The following is a 20,935-nucleotide window of genomic DNA, read 5'->3' on the forward strand; positions in this document are numbered from 1 at the left end:
GACGGGGGCGGGATTAGAGGAAGGGGTTCAGTAACTGGCTAGGGCTGGTAAGCGGGGCGTTACGCCGTCTGCGATCCGGCAAGGGCTGCCCAGGCTTCGGGTATGGCAGCGGTTCCTTCTTGAATCTAGCCCGCCAGCCGGGCTTGATCAGATAGATATAACGGAACTGCAACAAGTTCCGGCGCACAGCACGGTGCAAATTGCCCCGCAAGTACTCCCCACGCTGGCCAGCCTTCTTATGGGCCGTGAGCAGCATCGGGTGATAGGCCTCACCGTCCAGCTCATAGAAGCTGGTGCGGTGGTGGCCCAGGTACAGGAAATTGGCCGCCTGGTACACCACGCCCCAGCCACCACAGCGCTCATCAGCAAACGATTGCTCCCAGGCCACCTTTGGGCAGGCCCGCTTGATGAGCTTGAACGCATAGCTCAGGGCGCGGCTTTCGCTGTTGCGCGGCGCTATGTCATCCAGCCACATGCGGTTTAGCTCCAGGTACTGATCAACCTGGGTCCCTGCCACGATCTTTTGCGCACCGGCCACCGGGTTTAGCGCATAGCCAAACTGCAACACGCCGCGCATCACACCCTCGACCCATACCCCCAAGTGGATGTAGGAGTTCATTACGATGCGGCCTGAATAGTGATTGGCAATGATGATGCGGTTTGCCTCGGCGCGCGGGATCAACGCGATATAGAAGGCGCTGCATCCAAAGCCTGCAAGCGCCAACTGGCCATTGAAATAGCCGACCTGGTCAGTGGTCGGCGGTGTGTACTCACCCGGCTGGGCTGGGTGATGGTCTTTCTTTGTCGCCATGAGCTACCTCGGATCGAGGCGCTCTAAGGCGCTCTGGATTCGGGCAGCTCACGGCTGTCTGACTATTGATGACCCGGCAACGCGGGCACTTGATTTGCAACAAAGTGAAGCCAGCGGCTTTGGCCAGTAAACGGCCACAGCCACCGCAGCGAATATCAATCACGGCAAGCCTTTAACTGTATGTCTAAACAGTGTTAATTTGCCCGCGCTTCGTCGACGAGGCGGGGGCCTTAGCTGGGCTTGCAGGCTGGTTCTGCGGTTCGGCGGCCGGCCAAGGTGGTGGAACACCTCGGCCGGTCGGCCCTTTCTTATGGCCGCTAAGGGCGGCCAGCCTTTCTAGTTGTTCTTCACGCCACTCAAGGCGTCCCCCGATACTGCGTTCTCCTTTAGTTCGCCCAGCAAGTGCGAGGCGTGTTCCTTCGATATTGCATACCAGCGTCTCTCGCCTGAACGATCACAAGGGGCGTTAGACCCCCGTTAGAAACGCAAAACGCCACCAACCCCACACCTTGGTGGCTCCCTCGCCGCCAAACAGCGCTTAGACGGCGTTTTAGGCGGTGTTAGTTTCCGGCTGTTTTTCTTCCAGGAGCTGCTGTGCTCTGGCCTTCCTGGACACGGCTCCGGGGTTGTAGTCCCAGCCTGGCTCGATGCCTTTGGGCACGCTGACTACCTGGCCGGTGCGTTGGTTTATGTACTCCTGCATGCCCAGGTCGGGCGCTTCGGTCATGTACTTGCCAGTGCCAATAAGGCGCTCGGCCTCGCGCTTGCTGATCTGGCGCACCCAGCACTTGCAGCCCCAGCCGTTGGGTGGAAAGTGCGACTGCCACCACGGGTGGTCAGCTGGCAGGATGATCCCGGCCCAACCCACATGCTCCGGCCGGTGCTCGCGGCTTGGCCCCAACTGGTACAGCAAATAAGGTTGCGTTGCCCTGGTGCGCTCGATGCGCTGCCACTGGCCGGCCGCATGGGCCTGGCGCAGGTTCACGTCATAGATGGTGCGCAAACGGCGCGGGCTGCCCAACTGCACCTCGCGGGTTTCGCCGCTCAGCGGATCGAGCAGCTCGCCACGCCCCCACCATCCGAGTTTCTCCAGCAGCGGCTGTAACTCGCGCTTGAACTGGGCAAAGGTTTGGCCTGATTCGATCATTTCATCAACGTGCGAGCGGATCGCTTCCAGGATGTCCAGGCGCATGGCCTTGGCCACCGTCCAGGCCGTGACGTGTTCTTCGGCCCATACGTCGCGGTGATCAAACCCAACCTTGATGCCCTTGGCGCGGAAGTACTCCAGCGCATCCTTTGGCACTGGTACGGGCACATGTTCCTTGGTTGGGCCACTCACAGTGCGTCGCCTGCATCGCCTTGGCCGCGCGCCTTAAAGGCCGCACGGGCGAGCTGCTCGATCAAGACGCTATCGTCCATCTGCTCAAGCAAGCCGGCCAGGCCAGCCCGGAACGCATCGAAGTCGTCGGAGTCCTGCGCCAACTGCAACACCGGGTCGAGCACCGGCCGCATCACGGGCACCCAGTCGGCGGCGGCTTCATCAACCAGGGTGTCCAGGCTGTCGCGGGCTTTCTGTTCCTGGTTGAGTGCCTGGCGGTGGCCACCACACGCTGGGCAGTTGCAACGCTGCTCGGTATTGAGGGCAGGCCCGGCAACAGGCTGCTGGCCCGTTGGCTTGAGCAGCTGTGCGCCATCAGCCGGGGCGGACAGGCCGAAGCGCTCAAGAATCGCCGACTGTTCGACTTGCAGGCCGCGATCAATAAACGGCGTCAGGGCATCGGCCAGGGCCTTCAAGTCCTCTGGCTCAGTGACCTGGAATGCAACGCTCGGGTAGTTTTCCTGCGGGCCGAAGTTGTAATCGACAAACACGCGCACCAGGTCGCGGTTAATCGTTGCGGCCAGCTGTTTGGCGTCGGCCTTGAGAATGTCGAGGCGCACATCGTTGTGCACGGTGGCCTGGCTCTGGCTCGACCCGTCATCGGTGGTCATGGTCTGGCCGAGTACGGCCTTGCTGACTTGCCTGTCCAGCCACTCGGCCAGGCGCGCGAACAGTTCGGCACCGCCTGTTGAGTTGGCGATCTCCTGAAACTCGATGAGCATTTCTTTCGGCAGCACGGCCGCCGCGTCGGCGGCGAGCTGGGCCACTGCGCGACGTAGCACGGCAATATCGTCCGGCTTAGCACCTGGGCCATAGCGGCCAATGCGCAGCGGCATGCCAAACAGCTCGGTGTAGCGCATCCAGTCCTTGAGGCTGAATGCCTTGCACATATACGACACGGCCACCAGGCGCGCCAACCCGCCACGGATCGGCAGGCCCGACTTTAACTTGGGGATATGGATAATCATCCGGCCGGGCGGAATCTCGCGACCTTCGCCGGCTTCCTCACGGATCAGCAGCTTACGGCCGGTCAGTTTGTCGAACTGGAACCAGCGCGGGTCACGGTGATCGTATTTCACCGGCCACAGCTGCTCGCCTTTCAGCTCCCAGCCGGGCTCTACAGCCGAGAAGCCTTTACCCAAACCATCGAGCAGATCGCTCACCAGGTCGGAAAACTCCGGGGCATCTACCAGCTTGCGCACAGCGTCGGCGATTTCCTCTGACCGGGCATCCTCGCCACCGGCCTCAACACTGACCGGCACGCCCGCTACAGCCCGCTTACGGGTGCCCAACACCGAGGCATAGTGCAGGTCTTTCTCTTCCATCTCTTCGGCGAGTACCAGGTACTCCAGGATGTCGCCGGTAGCAGCGTTCTGCAGGATGGTGCGCAGGCGCGCCGGGTCGAGCGACGACGATACCGAATCAACGCCCCAGGCCTGGTGAACGCCGGTTGTAGTGGCCTGGATCACCTCTTGCAGCATGGACTTTTTCGGGAACGGCTTACCGCTCGCGTCCAGGATTGGCGACTCATCCATTACAGAACACCTCCAGCCGCCCAGGTATTCACCGGGTCGGCGTTGTCATCATCGAATCCGGGTTTGTTGTTGCGGTCAGGGCGCACGGGTTCATAGCCATAGCTTTCAACTTCAAGACGTGTGGCGGCATAACCCAGTGCCAAAGCAATCGCGGCGTCGCCGTGGCGCTGGCCACCTTCGCCCTGGGTGCGGCTCTTACCGAGCTTGAGGATGCCGTCGATCATCTGCAGCGCTCGCAAGTCATCGAGCACCAGGGCATCGCGCGGTATCTCCAGCAAGGCGTCCTCAAAAGCCGCCTTAAACGCTGGCATGTTGTCCATATACCAGCGGTCGGAGAGCTTCACTTGCTGGATGCAGCCGCCATAACGGTGGCCAGCGGCTTCGGCCAGATACCCGCCGTTGCCGGTGGCATCCATGGCCCCACCCATCAGGCGTGGTAAGCGGTCGACGATGTAGAACAGCACCTGTTCCTGTTGGCGATACGGCATATTGCGCAGCTCGACCAGGAACGGCACACGGCAACGCAGATCGAGGCCGACCGCATAGGGCGCGATCACAGTCAGGTCGCCGGTACGGCCGAAGTCTTCACCAAAGGCATGCAGCTGCTGCGGATCGAGTAGCTTGAGCAGGGGCAGCAGCTCGCGCTCGCACCAGTCACGAATCTCGGCCTCACGCAGGCGCTCATCCCAGTGGGTGAACTCATCCGGCATTTTCAGGCGCACCACTGGCGCTTCGACCATGCGCGACTCGACCAGGGCGCGCGACAGTGCAGCGCCTGCCGACTCGGCCGGGATGCAATCCAGCTCCTCGGCCGCACCGTCGCCATAGAACGCATACACATCAGCGACCCAGGCGTCCTCGGCGGCCTGCGTCCACTCTTTACCCAGGCGCATGCACACGCGCCGGTACAGCCCATGGGCCACCGCATCGCGAAAGGTAATGCGCTGCACCACGCCCTTGCGCTTACCCGCGCGGATGTCCTGAATCAGGGTGTTAAAGGCGTTCTTCACCCCGTTATGGGTCGAGATAACGCGCAGCTGGCCGCCCCAGATCAGCAGCGCCAGGGCGGCTTTTAGCACTTCATCAAGCTGTTCGTGGAATGCCGCCTCATCGAGCACCACCCGACCTTGTCGACCGCGCAGGTTGGACGGCCGGCTGGTCAGCGCCACGATACGGTGGCCGCTGCCTGGGAAGGCAATGCCGAACGTTTTGATGTGCTTGTCGCCATCCTCCCAGATGCCTTCCTCAATTTCGCTGGCGGCGTGGTTGAACATCCGCGCCCACATTGCACAGGCCTGGATGTACTCAATGGTCATGTCCTGGTTGTAGGCGATGTAGTAGGTATTCATCCCGCCCGCGTCCTTGGCCGAGGCGGACAGCAGCACATCGTCTGCCGCTTCGGCCCAGGTGAGGCCGGTGCGCCGGCTTTTCTCGATGACCACCAGCGGGCCTTGCTCGGCGAGCCACTCCTGCTGGTACGGCAGCAGGACGGCCGGCACATCCAGGTCGGCGGTATTGGGGATTTGCTCGGCAAGGTTCACTTGGCCACCCCAAGGATCTCACGGCGCATCTCGGCCACGGTATCGGCGGTGAGGCCTCCTTTTTTGGCGATCTTCTCCACGGCATTAGCGGCGACTTCGGCACGCTCACGCACCTCGGCTTGCCATTTTTTCTGCACAACGGATGCGCGGCCCAGCTCGGCCACGGCCTTGGCCATCTTCGCCAGATCGACCTTGCCGTCCTGAGCCATAAGGCTGTTGAAAATCTGTTCCTGCACCAGGCGCATCAACGCTTCGTTGACTGCACCCTCATCATCAGGGGCGGCCGCTACCATGGCTTTTGCCTGCTCGCTGGCTGTCCTCAACGCGGCCAGGCGGCCTTCGAAGTTCTGGCCATATTCGTGCAGCGCTGATTTGCCGATGCTGTGGCCGCGCTCAGCCAAGGCAGAGGACAGCAGCTCGTATTGGCTGAAATTGTTCTCGATCAACGCCTGGTCAAGCCACGCCTTTACCTCGGGCGGGAGCGCCAGCACCTTGCTTCTAGGTGGCATAGGTCAAGCGCTCCAGTATTTTTCCGGGCGAGCAATGCCTGCATTGCATTCGATGGTGTACTCGGCGATATCCACTCCATAGTGGGTCAGGCCACAGACCCACGGGCCGGACGGCTGTTTCTTCAGCGTTACCAGGCGGCGGTCGTGCAGGTAGTCCAGCTCGCGGCGCAGCTCCAGCTGCGTGGCGTCTGGATAGATTCCCTGGATGGTAGACAGCACCACCGCCTCATGCGGGTCAACCGGGCGCGAGGTATTCAGGGTCAGCAGGATGTACCAGCGCAGGGTTTCCCGGCGTGCTTTGGCTGCATCGATCATTGCGCGTTCCTTTTGAGCAGGATGTTTTCAAACTTGAGCGCCAAGCCATCCAGCTTGGCCTCGATCACAGACTGGCCACGCACCCAATCCTCGCGCCGGACATATTCCAGCGGCAGTTCAGCCTTGAAGTGGAGGAACGCGCGGTCCAGTTTCTGCAATGCTTCCGCGTCCTTGTCCTGACGCTGCAATACCTTGGCGAAGCTATCTTCCCAGTGTTGGCTGGCGATCTTTCGCGCCTCATCCTGGCCAGCGAAACGCTCACCAAGACGCTTCTCGAACTGCCAGAGCAGCAACTTGACCAGCCCGGTGATGATCGTGGCGAACACACCCATCAACGTGGCGGCGGTGCCTAAATCCATTTGCATCAGTGCGTCTCCTGTACGGCATCAATCAGAAGGTCAAGCTGCGCGGCGGTGTTGCGGCACTGCTCGGCGTAGCGAGTGTGGTGCTCCAGGACGTCGCGCTGGCTGATGCCTGAATCGAGTTGCTCAGCGGCTCGGCCTTCGGCGACTTGCGCAGCAGCTCGGCCGGTATCTGAGGCCGTGGGCATTCCGGGGGCGGCGGCTCCGGTTGCTTCGTCATAAACGCGCACCCAACCAGCAGTGAACACGCAAGCAGGCAGAGGCTTAGGCGGCGCGTCGAGGGCGTCACGATAGAGGTCGTTAACACGGGCAATCTCCCCTGTAAGGCGGTCTGTGGTTTTTCGGTGGGTGCGCTGCTGCTCGGCCAGGTCGGCGGCTAGCTTGTCGTTGTGGGCTTGCTCTTCCTGCAGGCGTTTGGCGGCTGCTTTGGCACTGGCGGCAGCGCGGCGGGTCATATCAAGTTGCGCCCCTGCATGCTCCAGACGCAGCTGTTCTAGGGCCAGCGCGCCGTCACTTTTGGCTTGGGCATGCCCCTGGTCGTAGGCATCTTGCAGAGCTGACAGAAAGAACGAGAGTGCAAGAAGTAATAGGCCAAGCCCCAAGCCTGCCTTGAACCAGGTCGAGCTGAAAGCGCTCATAGGCCCGCCTCACAAAGCTTGCGCTCGGCCGCACGGCGAAGCACTAGCCCACCCAGTTTGCGACCACCGGCGCTCACCCAGTAACTGAGCTGTGCGCAGGCTGGCTGGATACGGCCAGCCTGCAGATGCAGCAGCAGGGTCGAGTGGCGGCCACTCTTGAGCCAGACAAAGCCGTCTTTTACGCCCGGTTTGCCGGGGCCGACGTTGTAGATAAAGGACAGAAAGGCCGCGATGCTTTTGATATCCATGCTCGCGATAACCTTGATGGGCACCCAGCGTTCAAAAACCTCCGCTGCCTCCTGGAGCGCGAGCTGGGTTTTCTGGTCGCACTCGGCATCTGTCGCCACGTCGCCAAGGCGCACGCCATACGTCCAGCCCTCACAGATTGTCGGGATGCCTACAGGGTCGAGGTACGCCAGCAGGTTGCGACCTTCGTAATGGGCGACAACGGGTGTGGCGGCAACGATTGCCAGCGCGATGCGGCTTTTAATGCCCACGGGGTGCACCTCCGATCAGCGCGCGTAGCTCGGCCAGGCGCTGATTGCCGAACTCAGGCGCGGAACTGGTGTGGTGAATGACGCTGTTTTTGGCTTCGCGACGGGGGGCCGCTGCTGGCTTTTCGCGTGCGCTTTGCGCGCGACGGTCGATGTGTGCCCGGTAGCTCTTGACCTTGGCAAAGCCAATCCGCACGTATTCCTCTACCAACGGCCGCAACTCGGCTGGGCAGCGCTCCATCATCAATTGGCGCTGCGCCAACACCGGCTCGGCCAGAATGGCGGCGGCCAGGTCGCGCGGGTTGGGCTGGGATACGGGGGCTTGAATGTTCATGCCGCCATAGTCGGCGGCATGAGAGGGGAGGCTTTAGAGGATGGGGTTCAGCGGTGCGGCTAGGGTTTATGGCCGGATTGATAGCTGGAGCGTGCACAACCATTGCTGTCATAACTTACGTGAGTGACAGCAAGGTACTTATCTTTCCAGTAGGTGCTGCTACCGGCACCCTGCGCGCCATCATTGTTGGGCTTGCCATACATGCTTTCCACATCCTTGCGAGTCATGCCAGGCACCACCTCGCCACGCACTTTCGCGGTGCGTAGATCGCGATCAGACAACCCTGTAGAGCAAGGGGGCGGCGCGACTGATCCACCCACCACCGTAACCCCTCCAGAGGTAGGCCGGGGGGCTCGCATATCATCGGCCAGTTGCTTGAACTCCTGGCGCAGTAAGTCTCGCCGACTGCCTGGCTCCGGTGCCATCGTTGACGGTGTGCTGCTACCACTGGGGGCAGCATTGTGAGCCCGCACCACATCGGCCAGCACCTTTCCGTCCGGGCACTGCTGCTGAGTAAATGTCACTTTTCCTGAAGCATCCACACATTTGAACACGGTGGCCGCTTGAGCCGGCAGCGCTGTACAGCACAGTAGAGCAAGCAATAGACGCATGGTTCCCTCCTTAACAGTCAATGCAACTTTAACGCGAGACCCCTCGCAACCCAAGCAGGCGGCTAATCGAACAACCCTGATTGGCTGCTGCTCAAAGGCTGCTTGAGAATAATCCAGACGCGGCGATCACTCAGACGATACGTGCGGGCGAGCTCTGCAACCACCGTATTAGCGGAAACACCGTCACGCACAGCCTGTTCAAACTGGCGATGCATTTCAAGATCGCGCAACCGGCGTAGTGCCACGTCACACCGGGGAATGTACACATCATCACGCTCTGGCATGAGTTGTGTCAGCCGTTGCGCGGCCTCTTCGCCCACAATATCGGCCAAGGCGGCAACCCGCGCCTGCCCCGATGGGCCAAAGCCTTTGGCAAAGAACCAGGACGTGCCGCCAATTTCGTCTACCAGCTTCATCGCCGCTGGTAGCCCTGCAATGTCGGCAATACGGCGGACAGTCTCCGGCAACAACTCGCGTACCTGCTCAATATTCACTGTACAGGCCTCCCGTGGCGTTTGGCATCGTAGGTCAGTGCAGCAATCAGGCGGCGCAGCTGGTCGGCGTCGCACCACTCGACACGCTCAACCTTGAACATGCGCAGGGCCATCGCATCGGCATAGCTCCAGGGGCGATTAGCTTCGGCTAGGAAGGCCTCGATCTTGGATACCTGGGCGGCACGGTCAGGTGCTGGCTTGGGGGCTGCGCGTCGGGCTTTCTTCGCAGGGGCTGGCTTAAAGCCCAGGCGCTCAAACTCGGCCAGAACCTCACTGGTCTGACGCTTGTCCAGGTCTTTTGCCGAACGCACGCGGGCAATGCGAAACAGCAACGCCCGGTAGGTGTCGTCATCGAGGCCGAGCTGCTGCTTGGCAATATGGATTTTAGCCAGGCTCATTGCAGCCGCCCGCGACGCTTCAGAACTGACGGAGTTTCGTAGTAACACGCCTTGCAATGGGCGGCTAAGCCGTCCTTTCTCCGCGTTTCCCGGAAAAAGAACTCTTCGTCAGCAGGCCAGTATTCACTGCACTTGCTGCATAGCTTTTCCGGGCCATACCAGGCGGCTCGTTGAGTGGGCGTCGCATAATCGGCAGGTTGAACATTCATACCGGGTTCCTCGGGTTCATGGCATCGCGGAATGCCTGCGGGTCGCGCCTGGCCATGCCCGCCATGTAGCGGGTCATAAGCGTTATCACTTCCTCGACTTCCTCATACTCACCAACCTGCTGCATCAGCGCCCAGTCGGCACGGGTGCCCCGGTAGGTGGTCAGTTTTGTCACTTCCGCGCCCACACGCTCTCGATGCGCCGCGTCGCGGTTGCGCTTGTCCTGTTGGCGGTCGGCATCCTGCTTGCGGATGCGCTCCGTCCGTTTTGTCTTACTCATCTTGGCTGCTCATCAGTACCGGGCAACCACACCCGGCAGACCGTCGCCCTGGTGGGCGAGGTTTCGCTTAGTGCAGTGCTAGTGGCGCTTGCCCCTGGACACCATGGTTAAGCTGTACATCGCTGGCAGCACATAACCCAGCAGCTGCATCGCCCATGGCGCGCTGGCTCAAAGCCTTAGTTTTGGCATTGCGATCCACCGTCTTGCCCTTCTCGATCTCGGGGTGGTGCTTGAGCATGTACGCATCAGCGGCAGGCGATGGCTCAGCCCCTGCGAACTCGGAGACCTTGGAGCTGACTCCCCACACCCAGGCCTCGCAGAACTGATCGGCGCGCTTGGTTTTGGTTGTCGACTTACAGCGCTTGAGCGCCGTGCCGATGTAGTCGCGACGCGCCTGGCGTACCTGACGTAGCAACACTGCCATCGTGTAACTGGCCAGCTCGGCCATTTCACCGATAAAGCGCCACTCACCGAGTCCAGCCATAAACAGCAGGCGGCAGGCATAGGCTTTAGCCACCGTGCCGGCCAAGTTCGCCTCCCACTGCACGGGCTTCATTTTCGAGCCGCTCCGGGTGCCGTGCTCCTCGATGTCGATCATGTCCACGTCCGACTGTTCGAGCTGGTACTTCTCCATCAGCGCGCGGGCCTGGCGCATTGCTGCAGCGGCTTCGTGCGGGTTGCTGCTATTGGCCAGGCTCAAGCACTTCTTGATCTTGTCCAGGGCTTTCTTGTGATCCATGTTGCTCTCCGTACTCGGCTGCTCATCAGTGCCCAGCAACCACGCTGGGCAGACCACCACCGGCTAGGCCGGGGCGGTTTCGCTTAGGGGTTCAGCGCTTCGTCCAGGGCTTTGCCGATGGCCAGCTTGACCGTGACCTTGGCCGGAATATCGATGGCCGCCCCGCTTGCCGGGTTGCGACCAGTACGGGCGGCACGCTGGCTGGCCTTGAGTTTGCCGAGGCCTGGCAGCGGAACGTCGCTCCCTTCTTTCAGGGTGCGGGTGGCGATGATGGACAGACGGTTAAGCACCGCCTCGACTTGGGTTTTATTGATCGGCGTACCGCTTACACCCACTTCCTGGGTGATGGTGTCGATCAGGTCTTTTTGCGTCAGTTGCATGGTGATTCCTCGCTTAGTGCAGGGTTGGTTTGGGTTCGGTGGTGGTTGCATCGCGCTTGGCCTGGCACTTCGGGCACTGGCACGGCCGCTTGGCTGCCTTGTTCAATATTCCTTGGGCGACCTCGACCAGGCCTTTGGCGAGCAGCGCAGCGGCAGTTTCTTCGCCGCTGCCTTCGTGGCGGATGGAGATCCCACCGTCCAGGTCGTTGATGGTGATGGTGTGTTGAGCCATGGCGTCGGCCTCCTAGCGTTGGTGTTTGAAGCTGATGTGATAATCGCGAGCCCTTTGGCGCACGGTCTTTTCGGTCATGTGCAGCTGCTTGGCGATCCACTTCGGCGGTTCGCCCAGGGCGGCGCGCGCCATGATCTGCGCGGCCTGCTTGGTTTCTAGGTCGCTGGCCGTATCTGGTGCTGGTTCAGGCTGCGGCTTAGCAGGCTCAACCGTTGCAGGTGCCGTTGATGCTGGTGCCGCCTGGAACAGGTGGGCGTAGACAGGCGTCTTCTCGGCGTTGATGACGAATACCGCTGGCGCATCGCTCATCTGGTAGCCGATCTGCTCGATCTTTCCGCCCTTGGCCAGAAACGCCTCGGTGGCCTGTTCAATGCGCAGTGCCTCGTTTTCCAGATGCGCGGAACGCTGCGGCAGTGGATGGTTGTGAGTTTCGTTGTAGCGCTGCATTCAAGCCCCCAGCGCCCGGAAACCCGGCCCATTGCGTTCGCCCAGGTACTGGATGTAGCGAGCAAGAGCGGTCATCCCTTCACGCTGACTCGCTGCCTCAGGGACACCAGGCACGAACAGCGTTTCGTTGTCGTGACGAGATAAGCGCGCCGTGACCTCGATGGTGTCGCGGACCTTTTGGTCTGTGCCCGTGGCGATTCCGATGGCTCCATCGGGCACAGACGAGCCGAACTGGATGTGCCCGGAGGCGAAGCAATAGGCGATGACTTTGGCGGTACTGGGCTTAGGCTCGACGGCTTGATCCAGGTATTCGATACCATCACGTGGGTGGTACGGGTTGCTGTGCTTCTCACCGTCCAGCTTGATCAGCAAGTGCGAGCCGCTGGCGCCGGTAATCGTTCCAGGCTTGCCGTAGGCATTGACCCGGCCGCCTTTTTTGGCCGCGACGTGGTAGTTGGTGCGGATGTATTCCAAGCTCATGTTTAGTCCTCCTCGGAACGCAGGCGCTCAAGCAATTCGGCCGCTTTCTCAGCCTTCGGGCCAGTGATAACCGTCACTAGGTAATCGCTACCGCTGTTCAACTCCAGGTGCACTACGTCGAAGACATCCGCCTCGCTTTTTTCAGCGTCATCAAGCAGATTGAGCAAAGAGGTGCTCGGCCAGGTCATTTTCGTCAGAAGTCCCATCTCACACCCCCGCAATATCAAGGCTGACCGTCTTGTAAGCCCCGTCTTTCTGGCGCTCCTGCACTCGGACATAGATCGCTTTGCCAGATACGGCCAGGCTGTCCTTGACCGCCTCCATGGCCTTTTTCCACTCGGGGTCATCGATCTCTATCCGCATCATTTCGGCAACGCGGGAAACGCTGATTTCGCCCTGGCGATTGAGGCGAAATGCATTGGTAGCGATGGTGACCAGGTGCTTGTTCGATTCATCGCTCCAGGAGCGGATGCACTCGAATACCTTGGCCTTGGCGACCTCCATTTCCTCTGTGTAGGTGATGCGGTCTGCGGAGACCCGTTGCACCCTGTAGCTGCCATCAAAGCTCGTGAGCGTGACGTTGCCCTTCGGCCCGCCAAGCTTCATGTCGTACTTCTCGCCCGCGATGCTGATGAGGTCATCAATATCAGCCAGGGCTTTGGCTTTCAGCACCTTGAGTGCGGCGCTAAGGGTCACTGCCATGGTGGCGATTTCGGTCACAACTCCATCGCGCAGCTTGTCCTGCTCTCGGATCTCGGTTTCGTGCACCAAGCCGCCTACGGCGTTGCGCACCCAGCCTTCGGGGATCTGAATTTGTTGTGCTTGCATGTAATTGTCCTCAGTGAAAAGTCAGGTCGATGCCAGCCGGGGCGGCGGTGTTCAGGTTGTCGCGGTAGCTAATGGGTTCGCGCCATTCCAGAAATACGCCCTGAAACAGCGCGGTGAAGGCGGTGCTGCCCGCCGTTGCGCGGCGTGTGAGCCCAAGCACCTGGCGCTGGCTCACCAGACGGCGGCCGGCTTCGTGGTCGATTTCCAGGCGGTTGCCCTGCAGGTCAATGCGGTGCAGGCGTACGCCCTGGCGCTGTAATTCGCGGCAGGCTTGGTTGAAGTTGGCGACCTGGGCGCGGTGGTCCTTGGTAAGCACTTTCAACGGCCGTTCAGTGGATGCGTGCATGGGCGTTCTCCTGGGCGGTGCAGGTGGGGTTGTTTGCGCAGAACTGGCAGGCGCGCCAGTGCTGCATCGCGCTGGGGTTGTGGGTTGGCGCTGCTTTTTCGCGGTAGCTTTGGCACTGCGCGCTGGTGACAACCTCGCCCAGGGCCACGCAGTCCAAACGGCCCAGCACATCCATTACGCGGCGTTCAACGCCAGCCGTGCTGGGTGATGGGTAGCGGTTGGCGAGCACCAGGCTTACAGCGGTGCGGCTCATGCCGATGCGCTGACCGGTTTTGGTCATGTTGCTGCGGGCCACCTCGGCCCCCAGCAGTTGCACAAACAGCGGGGGCTGCTCGCCCCAGGCTTCAAGGCGGACGGCGTTCATTCGTCCACCTCGGCTGGCTGGCGATAAACCACTTCACCCAGGTTGGGATCGAACACCTGACCAACGCGCTGGATCATCGGCGGTCGTGGGCCGGTGTCTGCACCATGGGCCAGGCGGTAGCGCGCCATGGTCGCAGGAGTGCCGGGCTTACCGACCACAACCAGCACCAGGTACTCGGCTTTATGCAGCCATTGCAGGTAAGACCTGGCCGTGTTCAGGCTCACGGCCTCGCCGCAGGCAAGGGTGCTCTGCACCAGGTCGCGGGCGTCCACTTCACGCAGGATGCGTAGGCTGCGCCACATGGCCTCGACCCCGCGCCCTTGAGTGTTGAGCGTGCCGTCGCGGTTGAGCTTCGGTGCTTCGGCTCCTACGTCCTTTTGCAAGGTGTAGGTCGCAGCAGCGTAAGTTTTGCCGTTCTTCAGCACGTAGCCACCAGCAATCAGGCAACGCAGGAAGGTCAGCACGGTGTCGTCTTCAACCTTTGCTGCTCGGGCCAGGCTGTACACGCTGGCACCGTCACGGCACTCGCGCAGGGCTTCCCAAATGCGCTGGCGGTTGCTTTTGCCGCCCAGCATTTGCAGGTCAGCGGGCTTGCGTCCTGTCGCCATTACACCCCCCTCCGTGGCGGCTGACCGTTGTACCAGCCACGCTTAGCCCAGGTGGCCAAGTCCATGCTGTTCAGACCCAGCGCCTGGGCTTCGCTGTGGACGCGGTACAGGTTGACCGCCACGCGGCGCAGGCAGCCTTTGACCTCGCGGTGCAGGTCGGCCAACAAATCGTCAGCCATGCTCACTTTCGGGTAACTAACGCGGGCCAGTTGTTGCACATCCACTGTCGTGGCAGGTTGGGCTGGTACCCACTCCAGCACGCGGTTATGCAGGCGCTCCAGCTTGGCCAGGCTGGCGGGCACGCGCTCTTCACCGATCAGCACGATGGTGCCCTGGCTGGCGTTATAGAGGTCGGTCAGGACGTTGGCGGCGGCCTTGTCCAGCAGGTACTGCACGTCATCAACAATCAGCGGGCGACCGCTGCGGCTGAGTTGCTCGGCGATCTGGTCAACCATCTCGCTCAGGGTGCGTCCTGGCAGGATGCCCATGTCGCGAAGGATGGCCAGCAGAAAGGCCTTTTTCGTCCAGGTGTCGCGGCACTCAACGTAGTACGCGCGGTGTTGGTTCGCCGCCCAGGTGGCAGCCACCGACTTACCAAGGCCGCTGGCCGCATACATCACGATCAAGCCTGGCAAGCCCTGCGGACGCAACATGGCGCGCTCGATGGCGCTGGCCAGCAGGCCCACATTGGTCAAAGGTACGATTTTAGAAACACTCATTGTTGTAGCTCCCTTGGTCAAGCGCGGGCCTGTTCGTCCGCGAATTCATACATGCGTTGAATGGATTTGAAGTCTTGGTGCTTGGGGTAGTTGGCGTGCCAACGCGCTTCGTCGTCGGTCAGTTCGCCGCCAGTGGCCTGGCGTCCGTCGAGTTCTTCCCAGAGGCGGTAGCGGGCCATGGAGTCGCCGGGAATCACGAACTCCGGCTCGGCCTGCCCCAGTCGGGCGGTGTATTCCTTGGCCTCGACTAGGCGCTGCTGGTAAATCCCGTCATCGGAGGTAGGCCGCTCAATCACGCGCACCTCGACCTCTTTGCCGGTGAGCGTTTCGCCCTTGGTGCCCAGTCGTGCCAGTTGGCCCTTGATGCGTGTGTCCTGTTTACGCTCAAGCTTGGTGAACACGGGGCGCACATTGCCGTTGAGTACGGCCTCACCAATGTGTTCGCCGTCCAGGCTGAAAATGCCCACTTGCTTGGCATCGCGGTAATCCCAAGCAACGCGTACTTGCTCGCCATGCAGGGCCACCAGATCCTGGAGAAAGTAGATGCCGCCGTTAATGCGCACCTGGCCTCGGTCAACAAACCGCACTTCTTGCGGCCGCGTCAGCGAGGTCACCAGGTCAAGCGATGCTGTCAGCGGCTCGAAACCTTCCATCACGGCTGCGGCCCAGGCTTCGTTCGGCGTTTGGTGGCGCACCCTTCCGGTCTGCGGGTCGCGGGTTTTCGGCAGGCCACGGTGTGGATGGTCGTTGTAGGCATCCAGGGCGGCAGCCAGGCGCGGCCAGAACTCGAACAGGGTGGGGATTTCTTTCGGCTGCTCACCGGCCTTGAGTGCCTTGCGGCTGATGCGGTGCACGCGAGTACCCGCCTGCTTGTCCATATCAGCACCGATATAGCTGTCGAATTCTTTCGCCAGGCGCACCAGGATGGTTCTGTGCGAGCGCTCGATAACGCCACGGGCTTGGCTGTTGTAGGGCAGTGCGTTGGTCATGCCACCACCCAGGCGGTCAATCACCTCACGCACCTGGGCGTTGTCGAAGCCCGACCCGTTGTCCACGTAGAACTCGCGGAACATGCCGCAACGGGCAATGCCGCTGCACAGCATGTCCAGCGTGGCCAGCGCCGACTCGGCCAGGTTGATGGCGTAGCCCACGACGCGGCGGGTGCGCCAGTCCAGGCAGGTGGTGATCTCTGGCCGGAAGGCTTTGCCGGTTCTCGGGTCAATGACCTCGGCGTCGAACTTATGGCCGTCCGCCACCCATACATCATTCGGCCACAGGTGGTCGCTGCCCAGGCGGTGGAATGCCTGGAGCGACTTCAACTCCTGCGGGCTCATGCGGCCGGCTTCGCGAGCCTCGGGGCTAAGCTTGGCCAGAAACCGCCGCACCGCATGAATGCTCGGGCAGCCTGGATTCTCAGCGCTAAACGCGGCATAGGCAGCTTCGGCACTGGGCTTTTGTGGACGCTGGTAGTGTTTGAGGAAAGCTGGGGCCCAGGTCGGCATGCTCATATCTGGCTTGCGCCGGGCCGGTGCCAGAGCAATCTCGCCATGCTTGCGAAAGTCCGCTAGCCAGCGCTTGAGGGTGCGCTCACTGAGGCTGCGGTCAGGGTTCTTGCGGTCGTTGGCACGCTCAACACGCTCAGCCAGGTAGGGGCTAAGCTGCCCATCACGGGCCAGGCCGACCAGGGTCATGATGGCCCGTTGCTGGCTGACCATCTGGCTCATGCGCTCAAGTTCGCGAATGAGCACCACCCGCGCACCCATCACATCGCGTTGATCATCGTTTAAGCGTGACGCTGAAACGGCATCACGCTTAGGCACATTGAGCGTATGTACTACGCTCGGAACGGTATCGGCCTGCGGTTGTTCCTGCTGCACCAGGCGAGCCAATAAGCCGGCCTGAGTCTCGGCAGGTAGCACGGTGAAGGAGTACTCCTGGCCACCACCGCGTCCTAAACGGAGCTGGGCTTCCCATCCATCACGCTTGGCGCGGAGATTTAGCCCCTGAACAGTGCCAGGCATTCCCGGTAGGCCTACCAGTTCCTGGGCGGTGAACCACTTACGCATGGGGCAGATCGTCCAGGTAGCTCAGCGCGGTATCGATCGCGTCATCCAGGTCGGTGCCGTCTAGCGACACGCCGTCACAACTGACTACGCTGGCTTCAGTGCCAAGGTCTCGCAGGTAGCGATAACGGTCGGCATATTCGCGGACCTCTTTATCTCGGCGGATTAGACCAACCAGCGCAATCACGTCAGCAAGGGCCAGGTCAAAACGAGCCTCGGCTAATTCATCTCCGTCCGGCAGCGCAGCCATTGCATTGCGCAGGCTTTCGTAGCGCGGCCGAAGCTCAGCGCGCAGCAGGCGAATGCGGGTAATAGCGCCCTGTGGCATAGTCGAATCAGACATAAAACACCTCGGAGAATGAGCAATGGCGATCTACAGAAATGAAACCGTGGCCAAATACTTGGAAGAGCTGGAGACCCACTACAAAAATTTGCGCGCAGTAGCGAAAGGCGACCTTCCATCCCCGAACCTCGCTCACGGTTTTAACCACGAGCCGGATGCCTTTCAGGCCGAATACAGGGACGTTGATCTGGAAAGGCTGAACTGGGCGATTGACCACTTCGCTGTCGCGGCCAAGCACCTCAAGGACCTGGCCAAGCGCAAGCCAGAAAAACCGAACGGGCACTGAGTTCATTGCTGCTCTCCCAGTAACCGCCCACGGCGCGACAGCTCGTAATCGCTGATAAACGCGATACCGTTGTCATCTGCCCCGTCTAGCCCCACCCAATTAGGATTGAACAGCCGGTTGCGGGCCGGCCGGCCTTTGCCCTGAGCCGGTGTGCGGCCCTCGAAGCGTGCGCGGTACTCAGCTGTGCCAAAGGCCTCGCGAATCAACAGCCAGGTGCCTGGTTTGAGCAGTGAGGGCTTCATTGCTGCTCCCCCATAAGCCGCTTGAGTTCACGCGCCTGGCGCGCTGACTCATCACGGGTACGCTCCAAGCGGCCCAGTTCGGCCAGCAGAGCATCACGCCCATAGGCAACCCGGCCACCGCGCAGTGCCACCTGCCAATCAGTCAGCAGATGGCTGGCGCACACTTCTTCAAGCAGCGTTGCTCTATAGAAAGGCAGGTTGTGGTCAGTGCGGGCCGGGCTGGCCCAGGCGTCGAGCATGTTCTTGCTCACGTCGTCGCCACTCAGGCGCGACATGCGGGCGGCAATCTCATAGCGATCCAGCTCGGAGCCTTTCAGCATCTCGCTGACCAGCTCGCTTACCTGGGCGGCATAGTTGCCGCAGCCCGGCACGGTCAACACCGCTCGGGGTACTTCAAAGATGTCTAACGTGCGGTCGTCTTTTCCGTGACGCATGTCTAGGCCTCCGTGCCGGTTTTACGGTGCGAAACAGGAGAGTTACGGCTATCCTTTGCACGATCGGTACAGTGATACGCCATCAAAGATTCGGCCCTGTTCGGCCGTTGCCGTAGTGGCGTGCCATCCAGGTTCCAGCGCTCGGGCCAGAGCTGCATCGGCTTCACGTCCAAACGCTCGGCAATGGCCCGCTCGATACGCGGATACGGCGCATGCTTCACCGCACGGATAGCCCGGTCGGTAATGTCGAGCTGGCGAGCCAGTTCGGCGGGGGCGCAACCGTGGATGCGCAGTTGGTACTTGATCCACTCCCAGCGCTGGGCTGGGTCGCGTGGCATTTCGGTAATGTTCATCGGTAACAACCATCTTGGCGGGTGGTTTTTTTAGGCTGTCTAACTGCCTGTTACGGATAAACATAGCGCTATAGAGGTTGAAAGTAAACGCTTTCAGGTTAGGTGTTGCGCCTAATCGCGTTAGATTCCGTTCTCTAAAAGGTTACCCTTTTAAAATCAATAGGTTACGCGAAGTTGAAACTTGAAACTGACGAAGGCATGCGGCTTTCAGGTTCAGGCCCTGAACCTGAAAGCGTTGATCCGTTCCAGGAACGCCTCCAGAAGCTTGTTCACATAGCGGGTAGCGCTAACGCTTTAGCGAAAAGAACAGGCATCTCTCAGAGCGGGATACAGCGCTATCTCAAGGGTGGTGAACCAACGCGCAAAATGCTGATAACGCTAGCTGAATGCACTGGCGTAAGCCTTCTCTGGCTTATGACTGGGGAAGGAAGCGAATTAGATCGGCAGTCGTCACCTCAAGTCATTGAGGATGGCGAATATGCATATGTCCCTCTTTACGACGCCCGTTGCAGTGCTGGCAGCGGTGCCTGGAACGAGCGCTCCCGCGTCCTGGTGCAGCTGTCATTCACGCGCTATAGCCTGCGCAAGAAGGGCCTGACACCTGCTGACCTGGCGTGCCTGCGCGTTGATGGCGACTCAATGACCGGGCTGCTGGATGACGGCGACACGGTCATGATCGACCAAAGCCGCAACACCCTTGAGGGTGAGGGTGTTTATGTAGTGATGCTTGATGAGCACCTGTACGCCAAGCGCTTACAGCGCGACTTCGATGGCTCGGTACGCATCATTAGCCACAACAAGGAGTATCGAGAGATCGTGGTGCCCAAGGATCGCCTGGCCGAGCTGCACATCGTCGGCCGCGCGGTTTGGGCAGGCGGCTGGCTGATTTGATGCGCCGCATGGAGCTGTGCCATAACCGCCGCGAAATCCGCCCAAATGGCAGTTTTTCAGTTTTGGCACTGTTCCGGCCCGCCACCCACCGCCTGCCGCCCGCAACCCCGCGCCATACTTGGTCCGCCGCCATCACCCGGCTATATCCGCCATCTTCCGGCCGACTCTCCGGGCTATGCCAATACTCCCACTAACTCACAGTACAAACGGCTTTATTGCGTTCTAACTCGGCTTGCTCAAGCTCGGCAGCCACCTGTGGGCTCTTGCGCAACCACTGCTCGACCAAAGGCCAGACCTCAAGCTGTGCTTCTTTGCTGACCAGCATTTCAACGTGGCCGAAATCACCACTGAAACCATGCTTCTTACCCAGGCAAAGAAACTCGCTCAAGGGTGAAGCAAATTGCTTGAGCAGTTTTTTGCAGGCCCATGCTGGGTCCTGATGATCGCCCAACGCAGCCACGGCCATAACCGGTACGCGCACCTCGGCCAAGCCAGCCCACCAATCGCGATCAGCGTCGCCAAAGCGGCCGAACAAGCCATGCCAACGCAGGCTTTCGACCGCCAGGCCAATGGGCTCATCTTCCGGACCACGCTTGAGCCGCGAACCGGAAATCACCGAGAAGCGCTTAAGCAGCAAGCGACTGCCCCACTCCAATGGCGGCAACTTCAGCGGCCAGTAAACCCGACTGACTTGGCTGCCGAACAACACGGCGGTCGCGACTTTACTTTCACTCAAGTAATGCCCACCAAGCGCACCTGCAAGCGTAATTCCGCCGAGCGAATGCCCCAACCAGTGAGCCTTCTGCGGATTCTGTTCATAAACAAAATCGGCAATCGCCGGCAGGTCGTAGCGTACGTAATCACTGACCGTGTTGCGTGAATAGTCGCGATTACGCGGCGACAGACCATGACCGCGCATCTCGGCGATCCACACATCAAACCCTGCACGCGCCAGGTAAGGCCCCAGGCCAATGCACTTGGGCGAATACCAGAAACGGCGGTTGGAAAAACTGCCGGGGATGAGAATCACCGGCACACCACGCTCCGACTCATGCCCGGCACGGCCGAGACGAGTCAGTGCCAATTCGACACTGCTGTCCGGGCTGTTGCCGGGCTTGAGGCGATAGACATCCTCGCTCAAGTCGCCACGCAACTCGGCGCTGATCAAGGCGACGGGGAAAAGCTCACTGCTGCTTTGCATCTTCTCGCTCTGGTATAAAAAATTGCCGGGGCAATTTTTCACGTCGCTGGCGACGACCTGCAGGCCGGTCGC

The 20,935-nt window shown here is 60.8% G+C and carries 35 protein-coding genes and 2 other RNA genes; 2 read left to right on the forward strand and 35 right to left on the reverse strand.

Annotation, left to right across the window (positions count from 1 at the left end; translation table 11 throughout):
* Positions 1-13 precede the first annotated feature (13 nt).
* The 31 genes from AC0T4W_RS11570 to AC0T4W_RS11720 all read right to left on the reverse strand — a co-directional run bounded on the left by AC0T4W_RS11570 (position 14) and on the right by AC0T4W_RS11720 (position 17,456).
* On the reverse strand, positions 14-811 hold the full coding sequence (locus tag AC0T4W_RS11570) for a Mom family adenine methylcarbamoylation protein (RefSeq protein ID WP_476319118.1): 798 nt from the start codon (positions 809-811) through the stop codon (positions 14-16).
* Positions 771-974, reverse strand: a complete 204-nt coding sequence (locus tag AC0T4W_RS11575) for a Com family DNA-binding transcriptional regulator (RefSeq protein ID WP_476315947.1) — start codon at positions 972-974, stop codon at positions 771-773. Before AC0T4W_RS11575 ends, AC0T4W_RS11570 begins: the two co-directional genes overlap by 41 nt.
* A gap of 387 nt (positions 975-1,361) precedes the next feature.
* Positions 1,362-2,150: a phage head morphogenesis protein gene (locus AC0T4W_RS11580; protein WP_476319119.1), complete on the reverse strand. Its 789-nt coding sequence runs from the start codon at positions 2,148-2,150 to the stop codon at positions 1,362-1,364.
* Positions 2,147-3,724 (reverse strand): DUF935 domain-containing protein, encoded by a 1,578-nt coding sequence (locus tag AC0T4W_RS11585; protein ID WP_476318873.1) that lies wholly within the window; start codon positions 3,722-3,724, stop codon positions 2,147-2,149. Before AC0T4W_RS11585 ends, AC0T4W_RS11580 begins: the two co-directional genes overlap by 4 nt.
* Positions 3,724-5,265 (reverse strand): hypothetical protein, encoded by a 1,542-nt coding sequence (locus tag AC0T4W_RS11590; protein WP_476315959.1) that lies wholly within the window; start codon positions 5,263-5,265, stop codon positions 3,724-3,726. The genes AC0T4W_RS11585 and AC0T4W_RS11590 overlap by 1 nt, the downstream gene beginning before the upstream one ends.
* A complete protein-coding gene (locus AC0T4W_RS11595) occupies positions 5,262-5,774 on the reverse strand; it encodes a DUF3486 family protein (RefSeq protein ID WP_476315961.1) in 513 nt (170 codons plus the stop codon). The genes AC0T4W_RS11590 and AC0T4W_RS11595 overlap by 4 nt, the downstream gene beginning before the upstream one ends.
* Before the next feature lie 3 nt (positions 5,775-5,777).
* A complete protein-coding gene (locus AC0T4W_RS11600; RefSeq protein WP_476315964.1) occupies positions 5,778-6,089 on the reverse strand; it encodes a hypothetical protein in 312 nt (103 codons plus the stop codon).
* Positions 6,086-6,454: a hypothetical protein gene (locus AC0T4W_RS11605; RefSeq protein WP_476315967.1), complete on the reverse strand. Its 369-nt coding sequence runs from the start codon at positions 6,452-6,454 to the stop codon at positions 6,086-6,088. Before AC0T4W_RS11605 ends, AC0T4W_RS11600 begins: the two co-directional genes overlap by 4 nt.
* Positions 6,454-7,089 (reverse strand): DNA-packaging protein, encoded by a 636-nt coding sequence (locus tag AC0T4W_RS11610; protein ID WP_476315970.1) that lies wholly within the window; start codon positions 7,087-7,089, stop codon positions 6,454-6,456. Before AC0T4W_RS11610 ends, AC0T4W_RS11605 begins: the two co-directional genes overlap by 1 nt.
* Positions 7,086-7,586, reverse strand: a complete 501-nt coding sequence (locus AC0T4W_RS11615; protein WP_476315973.1) for a lysozyme — start codon at positions 7,584-7,586, stop codon at positions 7,086-7,088. Before AC0T4W_RS11615 ends, AC0T4W_RS11610 begins: the two co-directional genes overlap by 4 nt.
* Entirely contained in the window at positions 7,576-7,917 is a 342-nt protein-coding gene (locus tag AC0T4W_RS11620) for a hypothetical protein (protein ID WP_476318869.1), read from the reverse strand. Before AC0T4W_RS11620 ends, AC0T4W_RS11615 begins: the two co-directional genes overlap by 11 nt.
* 59 nt (positions 7,918-7,976) lie before the next feature.
* Positions 7,977-8,528, reverse strand: coding sequence for a DUF4124 domain-containing protein (locus AC0T4W_RS11625; RefSeq protein WP_476315979.1), 552 nt, complete (start codon positions 8,526-8,528; stop codon positions 7,977-7,979).
* Positions 8,529-8,590: 62 nt separating this feature from the next.
* Positions 8,591-9,022 carry a Mor transcription activator family protein gene (locus AC0T4W_RS11630; protein ID WP_476315982.1) on the reverse strand — a complete coding sequence of 144 codons (432 nt, stop codon included), beginning with the start codon at positions 9,020-9,022 and terminating at the stop codon, positions 8,591-8,593.
* Positions 9,019-9,420, reverse strand: a complete 402-nt coding sequence (locus AC0T4W_RS11635) for a gp16 family protein (RefSeq protein ID WP_476315985.1) — start codon at positions 9,418-9,420, stop codon at positions 9,019-9,021. The genes AC0T4W_RS11630 and AC0T4W_RS11635 overlap by 4 nt, the downstream gene beginning before the upstream one ends.
* Positions 9,417-9,629, reverse strand: coding sequence for a hypothetical protein (locus AC0T4W_RS11640; protein ID WP_476315988.1), 213 nt, complete (start codon positions 9,627-9,629; stop codon positions 9,417-9,419). The genes AC0T4W_RS11635 and AC0T4W_RS11640 overlap by 4 nt, the downstream gene beginning before the upstream one ends.
* On the reverse strand, positions 9,626-9,907 hold the full coding sequence (locus tag AC0T4W_RS11645) for a hypothetical protein (protein ID WP_476315991.1): 282 nt from the start codon (positions 9,905-9,907) through the stop codon (positions 9,626-9,628). The genes AC0T4W_RS11640 and AC0T4W_RS11645 overlap by 4 nt, the downstream gene beginning before the upstream one ends.
* Positions 9,907-9,976, reverse strand: an RNA gene (locus tag AC0T4W_RS11650) — hammerhead ribozyme type II. The genes AC0T4W_RS11645 and AC0T4W_RS11650 overlap by 1 nt, the downstream gene beginning before the upstream one ends.
* Positions 9,975-10,646, reverse strand: coding sequence for a DUF2786 domain-containing protein (locus AC0T4W_RS11655; protein ID WP_476319120.1), 672 nt, complete (start codon positions 10,644-10,646; stop codon positions 9,975-9,977). The genes AC0T4W_RS11650 and AC0T4W_RS11655 overlap by 2 nt, the downstream gene beginning before the upstream one ends.
* A gap of 12 nt (positions 10,647-10,658) precedes the next feature.
* Positions 10,659-10,731, reverse strand: an RNA gene (locus tag AC0T4W_RS11660) — hammerhead ribozyme type II.
* Positions 10,730-11,026: an HU family DNA-binding protein gene (locus AC0T4W_RS11665; RefSeq protein WP_476319121.1), complete on the reverse strand. Its 297-nt coding sequence runs from the start codon at positions 11,024-11,026 to the stop codon at positions 10,730-10,732. Before AC0T4W_RS11665 ends, AC0T4W_RS11660 begins: the two co-directional genes overlap by 2 nt.
* A 13-nt stretch (positions 11,027-11,039) precedes the next feature.
* Positions 11,040-11,258, reverse strand: coding sequence for a hypothetical protein (locus tag AC0T4W_RS11670; protein WP_476319122.1), 219 nt, complete (start codon positions 11,256-11,258; stop codon positions 11,040-11,042).
* A gap of 12 nt (positions 11,259-11,270) precedes the next feature.
* The gene (locus AC0T4W_RS11675) at positions 11,271-11,705 is read right to left on the reverse strand and encodes a hypothetical protein (protein ID WP_476319123.1); all 435 of its coding nucleotides are present in this window, start codon (positions 11,703-11,705) and stop codon (positions 11,271-11,273) included.
* Complete coding sequence (locus tag AC0T4W_RS11680; protein WP_476316005.1) at positions 11,706-12,185, reverse strand: hypothetical protein; 480 nt, start codon at positions 12,183-12,185, stop codon at positions 11,706-11,708.
* Positions 12,186-12,187: 2 nt separating this feature from the next.
* Entirely contained in the window at positions 12,188-12,391 is a 204-nt protein-coding gene (locus AC0T4W_RS11685) for a hypothetical protein (protein WP_476316008.1), read from the reverse strand.
* A 1-nt stretch (position 12,392) separates the two neighbouring features.
* Positions 12,393-13,013, reverse strand: coding sequence for a DUF3164 family protein (locus tag AC0T4W_RS11690; RefSeq protein WP_476316011.1), 621 nt, complete (start codon positions 13,011-13,013; stop codon positions 12,393-12,395).
* 10 nt (positions 13,014-13,023) lie between these two features.
* Positions 13,024-13,359 carry a hypothetical protein gene (locus AC0T4W_RS11695; protein WP_476316013.1) on the reverse strand — a complete coding sequence of 112 codons (336 nt, stop codon included), beginning with the start codon at positions 13,357-13,359 and terminating at the stop codon, positions 13,024-13,026.
* Positions 13,343-13,723, reverse strand: coding sequence for a hypothetical protein (locus tag AC0T4W_RS11700; RefSeq protein WP_476316016.1), 381 nt, complete (start codon positions 13,721-13,723; stop codon positions 13,343-13,345). The genes AC0T4W_RS11695 and AC0T4W_RS11700 overlap by 17 nt, the downstream gene beginning before the upstream one ends.
* Positions 13,720-14,331, reverse strand: coding sequence for a hypothetical protein (locus tag AC0T4W_RS11705; RefSeq protein WP_476316018.1), 612 nt, complete (start codon positions 14,329-14,331; stop codon positions 13,720-13,722). Before AC0T4W_RS11705 ends, AC0T4W_RS11700 begins: the two co-directional genes overlap by 4 nt.
* Entirely contained in the window at positions 14,331-15,050 is a 720-nt protein-coding gene (locus AC0T4W_RS11710) for an AAA family ATPase (protein ID WP_476316021.1), read from the reverse strand. Before AC0T4W_RS11710 ends, AC0T4W_RS11705 begins: the two co-directional genes overlap by 1 nt.
* Before the next feature lie 17 nt (positions 15,051-15,067).
* Positions 15,068-17,116: a DNA-binding protein gene (locus tag AC0T4W_RS11715; protein WP_476319124.1), complete on the reverse strand. Its 2,049-nt coding sequence runs from the start codon at positions 17,114-17,116 to the stop codon at positions 15,068-15,070.
* On the reverse strand, positions 17,109-17,456 hold the full coding sequence (locus tag AC0T4W_RS11720; RefSeq protein WP_476319125.1) for a hypothetical protein: 348 nt from the start codon (positions 17,454-17,456) through the stop codon (positions 17,109-17,111). Before AC0T4W_RS11720 ends, AC0T4W_RS11715 begins: the two co-directional genes overlap by 8 nt.
* 22 nt (positions 17,457-17,478) lie before the next feature.
* Between AC0T4W_RS11720 and AC0T4W_RS11725 the strand changes: the two genes are divergently transcribed.
* Positions 17,479-17,742, forward strand: coding sequence for a hypothetical protein (locus tag AC0T4W_RS11725; protein WP_476319126.1), 264 nt, complete (start codon positions 17,479-17,481; stop codon positions 17,740-17,742).
* 2 nt (positions 17,743-17,744) lie between these two features.
* Here the strand turns inward: AC0T4W_RS11725 and AC0T4W_RS11730 are convergent, their stop codons facing one another.
* Genes AC0T4W_RS11730 through AC0T4W_RS11740 form a run of 3 tightly spaced genes read right to left on the reverse strand, consistent with a single transcriptional unit; the run spans position 17,745 to position 18,771 of the window.
* Positions 17,745-17,984 carry a hypothetical protein gene (locus AC0T4W_RS11730; RefSeq protein ID WP_476319127.1) on the reverse strand — a complete coding sequence of 80 codons (240 nt, stop codon included), beginning with the start codon at positions 17,982-17,984 and terminating at the stop codon, positions 17,745-17,747.
* Positions 17,981-18,418: a hypothetical protein gene (locus tag AC0T4W_RS11735; protein ID WP_476316030.1), complete on the reverse strand. Its 438-nt coding sequence runs from the start codon at positions 18,416-18,418 to the stop codon at positions 17,981-17,983. Before AC0T4W_RS11735 ends, AC0T4W_RS11730 begins: the two co-directional genes overlap by 4 nt.
* Positions 18,419-18,420: 2 nt before the next feature.
* On the reverse strand, positions 18,421-18,771 hold the full coding sequence (locus AC0T4W_RS11740) for a helix-turn-helix domain-containing protein (RefSeq protein ID WP_476319128.1): 351 nt from the start codon (positions 18,769-18,771) through the stop codon (positions 18,421-18,423).
* Between the two features lie 198 nt (positions 18,772-18,969).
* Here AC0T4W_RS11740 and AC0T4W_RS11745 point away from each other — a divergent pair, with 198 nt between their 5' ends.
* A complete protein-coding gene (locus AC0T4W_RS11745) occupies positions 18,970-19,662 on the forward strand; it encodes an XRE family transcriptional regulator (protein ID WP_476323601.1) in 693 nt (230 codons plus the stop codon).
* A 190-nt stretch (positions 19,663-19,852) separates the two neighbouring features.
* Here AC0T4W_RS11745 and AC0T4W_RS11750 read toward each other — a convergent pair whose 3' ends face one another.
* Positions 19,853-20,863: an alpha/beta fold hydrolase gene (locus AC0T4W_RS11750; protein WP_476319129.1), complete on the reverse strand. Its 1,011-nt coding sequence runs from the start codon at positions 20,861-20,863 to the stop codon at positions 19,853-19,855.
* Positions 20,864-20,935 lie beyond the last annotated feature (72 nt).

The organism is Pseudomonas sp. C7.1, from assembly GCF_056312395.1.